Here is a 12,716-nt window from a genome sequence, read left to right on the forward strand (position 1 = left end):
GCCGGGCTGAGCGGCGGCCAGCTGTGGCGCCGCGCCGGCTGGCTGGGTGCAGCATGCTGGCGTGGCGCCGCCGGCACCGTGGGCATGCCGCGCCAGGTCCGCAACCGTGGCGGTCGCGACCGCATCGTTGCAGCCGCAGTCGCCCGATGCGCGACCGCACGCGCTGCCGGCACTGGCGCGTGTGGCCGATGTGCGCCTGCCGGTCGCGCCGCCCGTCATGCGGCCGAAGATGCGCGACAGCAGGCTTTCGCTCTCGCGCACCAGTTCCGTGGCGGCGGCACACTCGCCCGTGTCGGCCATCGCGGGTTGGATGCCGGCTTGCGATGGAGGCTGAGGCTGGGGCTGGACAGTGGTCGGTCCGCCCGTCGGTCCGTCCTGCAGACCTGCGGCCAGCATTGCCCGGCGCGGCAGGTACTGGTTGGCGGGGCGGGTGCCGAGTTCGGGCATCAGGGCGTAGCCACCCCTGCTGCGGATGGCTTGCGACACCTCGGACTCGGGGTCGTGCACATCGCCGAACAGCCGCGCATGGGTCGGGCAGGCGTTGACACAGGCGGGCTTGCGGCGCTCGGGCGGCGTGGCTTCGTCGTAGATGCGGTCCACGCACAGGGTGCATTTGGTCATGATGCCGCGGTCCTCATCGAACTCGCGGGCGCCGTAGGGGCAGGCCCAGGCGCAGTATTTGCAGCCGATGCATTTGTCGGCATCCACCAGCACGATGCCGTCTTCCTTGCGCTTGTAGGAGGCGCCCGTGGGGCACACCGGCACGCAGGGCGGCTCCTCGCAGTGCAGGCAGCTCTTGGGGAAATGCACCACCTGCGTGTTCGGAAACTGGCCCACCTCGAAGGTCTGCACGCGGTTGAAGAACACCCCCGAGGCGTCACTGCCGTAGGGGTCGAGGTCGCTCATGGGGCCGGCAGCGCCCGAGGTGTTCCATTGTTTGCAGGACGTGACGCAGGCATGGCAGCCGACGCAGACGTCGAGGTCGATGACCAGGGCGAGTTGGGTCATGAGCGGGCCTTGGGTTGAGAAGTCGTGGCCTTGTGCATGCGCCCGGCGTGGTATTGCAGCACCTGCTCGTGCGATTGCAGCCCGGCGTGCTGGCCGGGGGTGCGCGGCGGCGGGGCGTGGCGGGGCCAGCTGGCGTCGGCATCGACCGCGTGCAACACGTCGGCCGCTGCCGGCAGGGGGGCGCCGTGGACCTCGGCGTAGGCATCGTCGCCGGCTGCCATCTCGGGAGCGTCGGCCGGGCGCAGCCGCACCCGCACGTCGTACCAGCCGGCCTGGCCGGTGATGGGGTCGCTGTTGGACAGCGGACCGTTGGCGCCGGGCAGCTCGTCGGTGATCAGGTGGTTGAGCAGGAAGCCGCGACTCGACTCGGCCGCGCCCGGCCGCAGGCCCCAGGCGCCGCTGGCCTTGCCGATGGCGTTCCAGGTCCACACCGTGCCGGGCTCCACCGCCTCGGAATACTGCGCGACACAGCGCACCCGGCCCCAGGGCGACTCCACCCACAGCCAGGCGCCGTCATCCACCCCGGCTTTGCTTGCGGTTTGCGGGTGCACGAACAAGGGGTTGTGGCCGTGAATTTGCCGCAGCCAGGCGTTTTGCGCATCCCAGGCGTGGTACATGGCCATCGGCCGCTGCGTCACCGCCGCCAGCGGGAAGGCCGCGGCGTCGGTCTGCGCCTGCTCCAGCGGCGGCTCCCAGAACGGCAATGGGTTGAAATGGTGGGCGATGCGCGCGCGCAAATGCGCCGGCGGCTGGCGGCGCGGCTGGGCTGGGCTCGCGGCGGTCGCCTCCTCGGCACGGCCGCGCGCGGCCAGGCGAAACTTCTGCAGCACCTCGGAATAGATGGCGATGACCACCGGATCGTCGCGCCGGCGCCAGCCCATCTCCTTGGCGTAGCGCAGGTAGTCGCGGTTGACGCCGCGCATGTAGCGCAGGTTCGCGGGCAGGGGGGTGTAGTGCACGCAATCGTTTTCGGCGTAGCGATCCCATTGCTCGGGGTTGGGCTCGCCCTTGAGCGTCTTGCTGCCGTCCTTGCCGCGCCAGCCGGAGAGGAAGCCCACGCCGGAGCCGGGTGCGGTTTCGTAGTTGACGATGAAGTCGGTATACCCCTTGTACTTGCGGCTGCCGTCGGCGGCGGTGAACGCCGGAAAGCCCAGACGCGAGGCCAGCTCGATCAGCACCTCCTGGAACGGGCGGCATGCGCCCAGGGCCGGCACCACGGGAACACGCACCGAGTCCATCGCGCCGTCGAATTCGGAGATCGGGCGGTCGAGCATGGACATCGCATCGAACCGTTCCAGATAGCTGGTGTCGGGCAGCACCAGATCGGCGAAGGCCACCATCTCGGACTGGAAGGCGTCGCACACCACCAGGAAGGGAATCTTGTGCTCGCCGTCGGCGCGCTTGTCGGTGAGCATGCGACGCACGCGCTGCGTGTTCATGGCCGAATTCCACGCCATGTTGGACATGAAAATCAGCAGGGTGTCGATGGGGTAGGGGTCGCCGCGCCAGGCGTTGGTGATGACGTTGTGCATGAGTCCGTGGACCGCCAGCGGATGTTCCCAGGAGAAGGCCTTGTCGATGCGCATGGGCCGTCCAGCCTCGTCCACCATCAGGTCCTCGGGCCCGGCGGGCCAGCCCAGCGGTGCGCCGTTCAATGGCGTGTCGGGCTTGACGTCGCTCCACGAGCGCGCGGTGCGCACACCCGGCGGCGTCTGCTTGGGGTATGGCGGCTTGTGGCGGAAACCGCCGGGAGCATCGATGGTGCCGAGCAGGCTCATCAACACCGCCAGGGCGCGGATGGTCTGGAAGCCGTTGGAATGCGCCGCCAGCCCGCGCATGGCGTGAAACGCCAGCGGCCGGGCGGTGACATGGCTGTGCTCGCGGCCCCAGGCATCGAGCCACGGCTGTGGCACGTCGAAAGCCTGGTCGATGGCGGCCTCGGCCATCTCTTCGGCCAGCTGCGCGATGCGCGCGGCACTGATCCCCGTGATGGCCGCCGCCCACTGCGGCGTGCTTGTGGCCACCTGCTCGCGCAGCAGCTGCAGCGCGGTGGCCACCGGGGTGCCATCGGGCATCTGGTAGCGGCCGAACAGCGCGGGGATGGCATCTTCGCTCCAGGCCGGCACGGGCTTTTGTGTGGGCGCGTCCCACCACCAGGCGTTGCGCGGCGCGGCGGGGTCGCCCACTTCACCATCGGGGTTGCGCACCATCATGCCGTCGTCCGGGTGGCCGGGCTGCACCCGCACCAGCTGCGCGGCGTTGGTGTAGCGGGCGGCGTAGGCGGCATCGAACCGGCCGCTGCGCAACAGTTCGTGCAGCAGCGCCATGAACAGCGCACCGTCGGTGCCGGGACGGATGGGAATCCACTCGTCGGCCACCGCCGAATAGCCGCTGCGCACCGGGTTGATGGAAATGAAGCGCCCACCCGCACGCTTGAAGTCCGACAGCGCCATCTTCAGCGGGTTGCTGTGGTGGTCCTCGGCGGTGCCGATCATGACGAACAGTTTGGCCTGCTTCAGGTCCGGGCCGCCGAACTCCCAGAAGCTGCCGCCGGTGGTGTAGATCATGCCGGCGGCCATGTTCACCGAGCAGAAGCCGCCATGCGCGGCGTAGTTGGGGGTGCCGAATTCGCGGGCGAACAAGCCGGTGAGCGCCTGCATCTGGTCGCGCCCGGTGAACAGGGCGAACTGCTTGGGATCGGTGGCGCGGATGTGGCGCAACCGGGCTTCCAGCAGGTTGAAGGCTTCGTCCCAGGAGATGGGCTCGAACGCGCCGGCGCCGCGCTCGGCGCCGGGCTTGCGCTTGAGGGGCTGCGTCAGCCGCGCGGGCGAGACCTGTTTCATGATGCCGGCCGAGCCCTTGGCGCAGATCACGCCATGGTTGAGCGGATGGTTGGGGTTGCCCTCGATGTAGCGCACCTCGCCGTCGCGCACATGCACGTTGATGCCGCAGCGGCAGGCACACATGTAACAGGTGGTGGACTTGATGGTGCTGACGCCCGCCGGGTGCGCCGTGGGATCGTGCAGCGGACGGCCATTGGAGAAGATGCGGTCGATCAGGGTGGTGAGGCCGGACATGATGAGGGCTCTGGGTGGTGTTCGAGGTTCTGCCCCTAACCCTAGGGCCTCCCGCGCGACATTTCCAACGCAATGTTTGGTTCACGATCAACGTATTTTTTGATCGGAGCCCCCGCGCTGTGCCTCAGGCCCAGCCTCGCATACCAGGATTCAGGCGCCATGTCTTGCCATGTCCTCTGCAACTTCCCGCAAGCTTGCTTACGATGCATCTTGCACCGCACCATTTCACGAACTTTTGCCAGACAAGCACGGCGAAGCTCGAACCTGTCCAAAGGACCGTCCATGAACCCTGCACTGCCCCAGCTTTTCTCTCCCACAACCTTCGGCTCCCTGAAACTGCCGAATCGCATCGTCATGGCTCCGCTCACGCGCTCACGCGCCAGTCAACCCGGCGACATCCCCAGCGCGATGAACGCGACCTACTACGCCCAACGCGCCAGCGCCGGGTTGATCATCAGCGAAGCCACGCAAATATCCCGCCAGGGCCAGGGCTATGCCTGGACCCCCGGCATCTACACCGACGTGCAAGTCGCGGGCTGGAAGCTGGTGACCGACGCGGTTCACGCTGCTGGCGGCCGCATGGCCTTGCAAATCTGGCATGTGGGCCGCATTTCGCATCACCTGCTGCAGGAAGGCGGCCAAGCGCCCGTGGCGCCGTCGGCCATTCGCAGCGATACCGGGGAGTCCTTCGTCGTGACGCCCGAGGGCCCGGCGCGCGTGCCCTGCGACATGCCGCGCGCTCTGGAAACCCATGAGATTCCCGGCATCGTCGCCGACTATGCCCGGGCCGCGAAAAACGCGCTGGCTGCAGGCTTCGACATGCTGGAACTGCACAGTGCGAATGGCTATTTGCTGCAGCAATTCCTCTCCACCAACAGCAACCAGCGCACCGACCAATACGGTGGCAGCCTGGAGAACCGCGCCCGCCTGGTGCTGGAAGCGATGGACGCGATCATCGCCGTCGCCGGGGCGGATCGCGTGGGTGTGCGCATCTCGCCGCACTTCATCCGCCACGATATCGTCGACACCGAGACCGAGGCCATCCACCTCTACCTGGCGCGCGAGTTCGGCCGCCGTGGCGTGGCCTATATCCACGTCGCCGAGCCCGACTGGGCGGGCGGCCCGGCGCTGACCGACAGCTTCCGCCAGCAGCTGCGTGCGGCCTACGGTGGGCGCATCATCGTCTGCGGCGGCTATACCCCGGAATCAGCCGAGGCACGCATCGCCTCGGGCATGGCCGATGCGGTGGCCTTCGGCCGCTCCTATATCGCCAACCCGGATTTGGCGGAGCGCTTCGCCCAAGGCGCCGCGCTGAACAAGCCTGACGCCACGACGTTCTATGGCGGTGGCGAACATGGCTACACCGACTACCCTGCCATGAACGAACAAGCCAGAGAAGCTGCCTGACCTCTGACTGAACTGCAGGCCCCGAATGCCCGGCAACGCCGGGCATTTTGCTTTTCTACAATGCTCGTTTTGCTGACCCAAACTGGACCCTTTCATGGCCTCGACACGCACGGCCCCCCATCAAGAAGGTCGTACTCGCCTACTCCGGCGGGCTTGACACCTCGGTCATTCTGAAGTGGCTGCAAGACGAATACCAATGCGGGGTGGTGACCTTCACCGCCGACATCGGCCAGGGCGAGGAAGTCGAGCCGGCGCGCGCCAAGGCGCTGAAAATGGGCATCAAGCCCGACAACATTTACATCGACGATCTGCGCGAAGAATTCGTGCGCGACTTCGTCTTCCCGATGTTTCGCGCCAATGCGTTGTACGAAGGCGAGTACCTGCTGGGCACGTCCATTGCGCGTCCGCTGATCGGCAAGCGCCTGATCGACATCGCCAAAAAGACACGGGCCGACGCCATCTCCCACGGCGCCACCGGCAAGGGCAACGACCAGGTGCGCTTCGAGCTCACCGCCTATGCGCTGATGCCGGGCGTGAAGGTCATCGCCCCCTGGCGCGAATGGGACTTTCTGCCGCGCGACAAATTGCTGGCCTATGCCGACAAGCATGGCATTCCAGTGGACTTCAAGAAGCACAAGGGCGGTGGCGCGCCGTACTCGATGGACGCCAACCTGCTGCACATCAGCTACGAAGGCGGCGTGCTGGAAGACCCGAACTACGCGCCCGACGACAAGATGTGGCGCCTGACCCTGTCGCCGGAAAAGGCGCCGGGCAAGCCGCAGATCGTCGAGCTGACTTACGAGCGCGGCGACATCGTCGCCATCGACGGCAAGCGCTTGTCACCCGTACAGGTGCTCACGCTGCTCAACGCCATCGGCGGTCGCCACGGCATCGGCCGGCTCGACAAGGTGGAAAATCGCTACGTCGGCATGAAGAGCCGTGGCTGCTATGAAACCCCGGGCGGCACCATCATGCTGGCCGGGCACCGTGCCATCGAGAGCATCACGCTCGACCGCGAAGTCCAGGCGCTGAAAGACGACCTGATGCCGCGCTATGCCCGCATGATCTACAATGGCTAATGGTTCGCGCCCGAGCGCGTGCTGCTGCAAGGGTTGATCGACGCCTCGCAGGCCAGCGTCAACGGCAAGGTACGCCTGAAGCTCTACAAGGGCACGATCATGTGCGTGGGCCGCGAGTCGGCCACCGACAGCCTGTTCGACCCGATGATCTCCACCTTCGACGACGACGGCGGCGCCTACAACCAGGCCGATGCGGCGGGCTTCATCAAGCTCAACGCCCTGCGCCTGCGCATCGCCGCCAAGGCCAAGCGCGCAGCCAAGCCGCGAGCCCCAGCCAAAGCGGCGAGCAAAGCCGCCAACAAGCCAGGCGGCAAGCCTGTCAGCAAAACGGCTGCCAAGGCCGTATCCACCAAGACCGCTCCCGCCAAACGCGGCAAGTCTGCCGCGGAACCTCATTGAGAGCCGTCGCCATGCATCCAAGCACCATCCAAGCCCAGGTCACGCCTCGGGCGAATGTGTATTTCGATGGCCGCTGCGTGAGTCACGACTTGCAACTTGCCGACGGCAGCCGCAAGAGCGTGGGCATCATCCTGGCAGGCAGCGAACTCACCTTCAACACGGGCTCGCCCGAGATCATGGAAGGCGTGGGCGGCTCATGCGAGTGGCGCCTCAAAGGCGCCGAGGCCTGGCTGGCCAGCGGCGACGGCCAGCAATTCTCGGTACCCGCCAATGCGTCATTCGATATTCGCGTCGGCGCCGAGCCTTACCACTACATCTGCCATTTCGGCTGAACCGACGCGAACCAGCCCTTGCGCAAGACGACAAGAAAAAGCCGCATGACCATTGGGTCATGCGGCTTTTTCTTGACCGCTCGAAGCCGGATGGCTTCAGGTCTGGTGGTGCGGATGCAGCACCTTGTCCTGCAGGCGCTTGAAGCCGATGAGCTTCATCACGTACTTCTCGTAAATCGGCTCGGAGTTGCCCTTCTTCATCTTGCGGATGAAGTACTTCTCGAAGGCGATCTTGGCCAGATGCACCCATTTGCCGGAACCGAACCAGTTCACGTCGCGTGGGGGTATCTGCGGAATGGCGACGAAGGCCGCGCCGGTGGTGCCGAAGTCGGCCAGGCAAATGGCCTGCCAGGTCCCTTTGTGGGAAGGCTGTTGACCCGCCAGTTCTTCCTGGATGTTGTGGACGATGGCCGTGATCATGGACTCGATCATGTAGCCGGTCTTGGGCACGCCGCAGGGCACCGGGGTCGGGCCCACGGGGGGGATCGCGATGCACACGCCGGCCGAATAGATGTTCTTGTATTTCGGGTTGCGCTGGAAACCGTCGACCGTGACGAAGCCACGCGGATTGCACAAACCTTCGACCTTGGCCACGGCATCGACACCCTTGAAGGCCGGCAGCATCATGGCATGCCTGAAGGGCAATTCATGCTTCTTCAGGACATTGCCTTGCATGTCGAGTTCGTCGACAAACATCTTCCCGGCCTCGACCTTGGTGGTCTTGGCATTGGTGATCCAACGGATGTCGTGCTCGCGGTACTCGTGCTCCATGATGCCCTTGGAGTCGCCCACGCCGTCCAGCCCCAGGTGCCCGATATAGGGCTCGGCCGTGACGAAGGTGATGGGCACTTTGCTGCGCATTTTTTTCTTGCGCAAGACCGCATCCAGGATCATGGTGTACTCGTAAGCGGGTCCGAAGCAGCTGGCCCCCGGCAAGGCACCGACGATGACGGGCCCCGGACTGTCGCACAGCTTCCGAAAGTCCTCGTAGCATTTTTCGGCGTGGTCGATGGTGCAAATGGACTGGGTGTATCCGCCATGTGGACCGGAACCCTCCACTTCCTCGAACGACAGCTTCGGGCCGGTGGTGATCATCAGGTAGTCGTAATGGACTTTGTCGCCGTTCTGCAGCGTGATGTTGTTGCCGGCCGCGTCGATGTCGGTGGCAGCTTGCGCGATGAAATCAATGCCCTTGCGCTCGAGATACGGACGCATCGGGAACACGACTTCCTCGCGCGAGCGCCAACCCACCGCGACCCAGGGATTCGAAGGAACGAACTGAAAGTAGTCCACGGCATTGATGACCGTGATCTTGTGTTCCTTCCCGAGCAGGGCGCGGGCCTCATAGGCAGCCGGCATGCCACCGATACCAGCCCCTAGAACGACGATGTGTGCCATAGGTTGTTTCCTCCGAAACGGTCCTGATCAGTTGCCTGAAGCCACGCGCCACGGCGCGCAGCCACCCCAGTCATCGACGCATTCAGGATTTGGCACGGCAGGCGTAGCTATGCATTCCCGTTGTTGCGTTTGTCATTGCGTTTGCCAGTCTGCCAATCCGCCGATCTTTGACTGATCTGGCCATTGACCGGTCAGCGAAGCATACCCACGGCGATATGCAGGTACCGGATCCGCATCGCAAGTATGGATGGATCATTGACATGGGTCAATCCAATCACGTCTCAGTCCGTGTTTGCCCTCCCCTGGACAAACCCTAATACTCCAGGAAGCATGACGGGAACCTGCCTATACTCGACGCAGTTCCCCAAAGCGCCTATCAATTTCGAGGGAATTTGGTCAAACGCAGTTTTCACACACATCCCAGGAGGAAGACACGATCATGCGAACCCCACGCCCCCTTTGGAATCCCTATGTCGCCGGGGTGGTCCTCGGTTTGGGACTCCTGGCCACCTTTATCGTCACCGGCAATGGCTACGGTGTCACCGGAGCAACCACCCTGGCCACAGCCGCCGTGGCTGGCCGGATCGACCCCGCCATCGTCGCGCAACACACCTATTTGCACGGCATGTTCGACGTTGGCCTGAACCGCTGGATCGTCTGGGAGGTGGTTGGCCTGGCCATCGGCGCCCTCATCGGCAGCGTGCTGGCTGGACGCTTCAAGTTCCAGGTTGACGGACCCACGCAGGCCGGGCGCAGTCTGCGCCTCGTGCTGGCACTCGTCGGTGGTATTGCCGCAGGCTTCGGTGCGCGTCTGGCCCTGGGCTGCACCAGCGGCATGGGCCTGTCAGGGTCGGCCACGCTGGCTGCCGCAGGCTTCCTCTTCCTCATCGGGTTTTTCATCGCCGGTATCGTGTTCGGTCAAATGACGAAAGGACTTTGGAAATGAGCTTCCCTCTCGGTTATACCGGTCCACTTTCGGGCATCGTCCTTGGCATCGTCTTCGGCTATGTGCTGGAAAACGCCGGTTTTGGCAGCGGCTGCAAACTCACGGCGCAGTTGCGTTTGAAGGATTGGGCCGTGTTCAAGGTCATGTTCACCGCCATCATCGTGGCGTCCGGCGGCTTGTATCTGATGCAAGGCTTGGGCTTGGTGAATGTCGCCCGCGACATGTTCGTGCCTTCCGTCTTCATCTGGGGCAGCGCCTTGGGCGGCGTGGGCATCGGTGCCGGCATGGCCATCGGTGGCTACTGCCCAGGCACTTCGCTGGTTGCGCTGTTCTCCGGCAAGCTTGACGGCTTGATCTTCTTTCTCGGCATCGGCCTCGGTACGCTGGTTTTCAACGGCTTCTCGGCGTCCATCGAAAGCTGGGCCTGGAAGCAGGTGGGCCCCGACTCACTGACCGTACCGCAACTCCTGCACATGCCCGTTTGGGCCGTTTGGGGATTGCTGTTTGCGATTCTGGTGGGGGTTGGCTACCTCACGCGCACCAACCAGGCATCTCCTGCAGCGTCCATGTCCCGGAAGGCATCGGGCATGACGGCCACGCAGCATTCCTGAGCGTGTCAGGAGCAGTCCACGCGCCAGCTCGGCCGTGGACTGCTCTTTCTCCGATCAACGCGGCGCCTGTGCACCTTTCCCTCGCTCACGCGTTGAAGTTCAACCAGCCAGATGCTCATTTAGCTGAGTATCGAGCCCCACGTTTTTGTTGTCTTTTCCACCACCCTCAGGAGATTTTCAATGGCCAAATCGCGCCTCAAGTTGTCTCATGCCCTGCCCGCTCTGGCGCTTGCCGCTGCCATCGTTGCTCCCATGCCCCAAGCTCTGAGCAGCCTGTCCGGCGCGCCCACGGCACAAGCCGCGGCCAACCCCTGCGCCCCAAGCAATCCTTGCGCGCCTTCGTCCAAAAAAACGGACAAGAAAACGAATATGGAGAAAAAGGCCGGCAATCCCTGCGCCCCAGGCAAGAAGGAACACAAGTCCAGCAACCCCTGCGCACCTTCGAAGTAATCCCCAGCGCTGGCTATCGGGCATTGATTCCCGCAGCTTCGTCGCTGTTTTTGCGCTGAGACTCCAGTCGCGTTCCGCTCTTGATCCATGCAAGTCAGATCATCCGAGTCGTCGTCACACCTTCGGCTCGGCGCCTCCGAGTTGCAGCGCTTGATGCGCATGGAGCCTCGATTGCAACGGCAGCAAATGCTCCAGGCTGCCGAGGATGTGCTGGACTGCATCCAGACGTATTCACGACGCGGCACCGGTGTGCTTGCCGATGTGCTCGGCAAGCACACCCAGTTCGAAGAATGGGCGCATTACCCGAACAACGACGCCGTCGATGCACGCACCGGCTACCGCTTTTATTACCACGCACACGCAGCGAGCGGGCGCATGGCCGGTGAACATGGCCATTTTCATGTGTTTGGGCCGGCCCCAACCTTGCAAAACGGGAACAAGGCTGGCCCCGAACTCAGTTCCGCTGCCCCACCTGATTTGACCGCTGACCTGGCTGCCGATGCCCCCCCCGGTTCCACCCCCGATTACACCCATCTCGTCGGCATTTCCGTGGACGAGCGCGGCTTTCCCCTGCGCTTGTTCACCACCAACCGCTGGGTCACTGCCGAGCAGTGGCTGCCTGCCCCAGCTGTGATTCGCACGATGCACAAAATCGACATGGCGCAAGCCAAGCCGGCAGCAGCCGCACGCTGGGTCGAAGGCATGGTGCGATTATTCGCCGTGCAAATCGCCGCGCTCGTCCAGCGACGCGATGCGCGCATCGCCACAAGAACACTTCACGCAGATCCCGAACGCGTGTTCGAGGATCGACGCACCCATATCCTGAGCCAGTGTCGCATCGACCTTGCGAAGCAGTTTCAATTTTTGGAGGGCGCCGGTATCGGCTGAAACCAACATCCGATCCGGTATTTTTTGTTCAACGAGGAGAGAAGCATGAAATTAGTCAACTTGATTGGTGCCGTCATTCTGGGAGCTGCTGCCCAGATGGCATCCGCCGCTGGCCTTCCCGGGCCGTTGGTCACCCCGCAATGGCTGCACGAGCACAGGAATGAGGTCACCATCGTCGACATTCGCGACGACATGAAGACCTTCACCGCCGAACCGAAGTTCGAAGTCGACAAGAAAACCGGCAAGAAAGATCTGGTGCAAACCGGCGGCCATCTCGCGGGGGCGATATCCGTCGATTTTGGCAAGATTCGTGAAGAGCGCACCGTCGACGGCGTGAAGATCAAGGCCCAGCTTCCCACGGCCGAGTTCTTCACCAAGGCGATGGACGATGCCGGCCTGAACAAGACCGACAAACCCATCGTGATCGTTCCCACTGGCGAAAGCGTCGATTCGATGGACATGGCCACCCGCCTGTACTTCCAACTGCGCTACTTCGGCGAGCCGCGCGACAAGCTCGCCATCCTCAATGGCGGTGTGAACGCCTGGCTGCAGGCTGGCTTGCCTGTGGTGACCGACAAGGCTGCGACGGCCCCCGGCAATTGGACTGCCGGCACGGAAGACGAGAGCATTCTGGCTTCGATGCAGCAGGTCAAGGAAGGCCTGCAAAATGGCTCGGACCAGTTCATCGACGCGCGCCCCACGGCCCAGTTCCTCGGCATCGTGAAGAAGCCCATCAACAAGACGGCTGGCCATCTGCCCGGTGCACGTTCCTTCCCGACCGACGCCATTGTCAAGCCCGTTGGCGCTGCGCACGAATTCATGAGCGCCGAGGACTACAAGAAGATCTTCGCCGAGTTCAACATCCAGCCGAATGCGCCCACCGTGACCTATTGCAACACCGGTCACCTGGCGTCCGGCGCCTGGTTCGTGACCCACGAAATTCTGGGCAACCAGAACTCCAAGCTCTACGCCGGCTCGATGATCGAGTGGACCAATCTGGGCAACCCCACGGTCGGTCTGCAGTAAGGCGACAACTGCACGGTCCCGCCGACCTCTGCGTTGGCAGGACCGTCGGCTCAGAGCAAGGCGCTTCGGCGCCTTTTTTCAGACCTGCTTTCCTG

General features: G+C 64.1%; 9 protein-coding genes and 2 pseudogenes. 8 read left to right on the forward strand and 3 right to left on the reverse strand.

Annotated elements, in window-relative coordinates; genetic code table 11:
- Positions 1–392 precede the first annotated feature (392 nt).
- Both ACYCUK_RS15425 and ACYCUK_RS15430 read right to left on the reverse strand, forming a co-directional pair.
- Positions 393–1,008 (reverse strand): annotated as a pseudogene (locus ACYCUK_RS15425) (4Fe-4S dicluster domain-containing protein); the annotation flags it as partial.
- Positions 1,005–4,085, reverse strand: coding sequence for a molybdopterin oxidoreductase family protein (locus ACYCUK_RS15430; protein ID WP_461595586.1), 3,081 nt, complete (start codon positions 4,083–4,085; stop codon positions 1,005–1,007). The gene ACYCUK_RS15430 and the pseudogene ACYCUK_RS15425, both read right to left, overlap by 4 nt.
- A 282-nt stretch (positions 4,086–4,367) precedes the next feature.
- On the opposite strand from ACYCUK_RS15430, the gene ACYCUK_RS15435 reads away from it, so the two are divergent.
- From ACYCUK_RS15435 to ppnP, 3 genes and pseudogenes are all read left to right on the forward strand, one after another.
- Positions 4,368–5,492, forward strand: coding sequence for an alkene reductase (locus ACYCUK_RS15435; RefSeq protein ID WP_461595587.1), 1,125 nt, complete (start codon positions 4,368–4,370; stop codon positions 5,490–5,492).
- Between the two features lie 119 nt (positions 5,493–5,611).
- Positions 5,612–6,970: pseudogene (locus tag ACYCUK_RS15440) on the forward strand (argininosuccinate synthase).
- 11 nt (positions 6,971–6,981) lie between these two features.
- Positions 6,982–7,302 carry a pyrimidine/purine nucleoside phosphorylase gene (gene ppnP, locus ACYCUK_RS15445; RefSeq protein WP_461595588.1) on the forward strand — a complete coding sequence of 107 codons (321 nt, stop codon included), beginning with the start codon at positions 6,982–6,984 and terminating at the stop codon, positions 7,300–7,302.
- 96 nt (positions 7,303–7,398) lie between these two features.
- Here ppnP and ACYCUK_RS15450 read toward each other — a convergent pair whose 3' ends face one another.
- Positions 7,399–8,700: an NAD(P)/FAD-dependent oxidoreductase gene (locus ACYCUK_RS15450; RefSeq protein ID WP_461595589.1), complete on the reverse strand. Its 1,302-nt coding sequence runs from the start codon at positions 8,698–8,700 to the stop codon at positions 7,399–7,401.
- Positions 8,701–9,079: 379 nt separating this feature from the next.
- Here ACYCUK_RS15450 and ACYCUK_RS15455 point away from each other — a divergent pair, with 379 nt between their 5' ends.
- From ACYCUK_RS15455 to ACYCUK_RS15475, 5 genes are all read left to right on the forward strand, one after another.
- On the forward strand, positions 9,080–9,646 hold the full coding sequence (locus tag ACYCUK_RS15455) for a YeeE/YedE thiosulfate transporter family protein (RefSeq protein WP_461595608.1): 567 nt from the start codon (positions 9,080–9,082) through the stop codon (positions 9,644–9,646).
- On the forward strand, positions 9,643–10,257 hold the full coding sequence (locus ACYCUK_RS15460) for a YeeE/YedE thiosulfate transporter family protein (RefSeq protein WP_461595590.1): 615 nt from the start codon (positions 9,643–9,645) through the stop codon (positions 10,255–10,257). Before ACYCUK_RS15455 ends, ACYCUK_RS15460 begins: the two co-directional genes overlap by 4 nt.
- A 180-nt stretch (positions 10,258–10,437) precedes the next feature.
- Positions 10,438–10,707 carry a hypothetical protein gene (locus tag ACYCUK_RS15465; protein WP_461595591.1) on the forward strand — a complete coding sequence of 90 codons (270 nt, stop codon included), beginning with the start codon at positions 10,438–10,440 and terminating at the stop codon, positions 10,705–10,707.
- Positions 10,708–10,794: 87 nt separating this feature from the next.
- The gene (locus tag ACYCUK_RS15470; protein ID WP_461595592.1) at positions 10,795–11,595 is read left to right on the forward strand and encodes a DUF6969 family protein; all 801 of its coding nucleotides are present in this window, start codon (positions 10,795–10,797) and stop codon (positions 11,593–11,595) included.
- 45 nt (positions 11,596–11,640) lie between these two features.
- Entirely contained in the window at positions 11,641–12,621 is a 981-nt protein-coding gene (locus ACYCUK_RS15475) for a sulfurtransferase (RefSeq protein ID WP_461595593.1), read from the forward strand.
- The last annotated feature ends 95 nt before the right edge of the window (positions 12,622–12,716 follow it).

This window comes from Thiomonas sp. (genome assembly GCF_054608695.1).

Coding starts and splice junctions, on each gene's coding strand:
- ACYCUK_RS15430 (WP_461595586.1), bottom strand. CDS start 4,085: ATGTCCGGCCTCACCACCCTGATCGACCGCATCTTCTCCAATGGCCGT.
- ACYCUK_RS15435 (WP_461595587.1), top strand. CDS start 4,368: ATGAACCCTGCACTGCCCCAGCTTTTCTCTCCCACAACCTTCGGCTCC.
- ppnP (WP_461595588.1), top strand. CDS start 6,982: ATGCATCCAAGCACCATCCAAGCCCAGGTCACGCCTCGGGCGAATGTG.
- ACYCUK_RS15450 (WP_461595589.1), bottom strand. CDS start 8,700: ATGGCACACATCGTCGTTCTAGGGGCTGGTATCGGTGGCATGCCGGCT.
- ACYCUK_RS15460 (WP_461595590.1), top strand. CDS start 9,643: ATGAGCTTCCCTCTCGGTTATACCGGTCCACTTTCGGGCATCGTCCTT.
- ACYCUK_RS15465 (WP_461595591.1), top strand. CDS start 10,438: ATGGCCAAATCGCGCCTCAAGTTGTCTCATGCCCTGCCCGCTCTGGCG.
- ACYCUK_RS15470 (WP_461595592.1), top strand. CDS start 10,795: ATGCAAGTCAGATCATCCGAGTCGTCGTCACACCTTCGGCTCGGCGCC.
- ACYCUK_RS15475 (WP_461595593.1), top strand. CDS start 11,641: ATGAAATTAGTCAACTTGATTGGTGCCGTCATTCTGGGAGCTGCTGCC.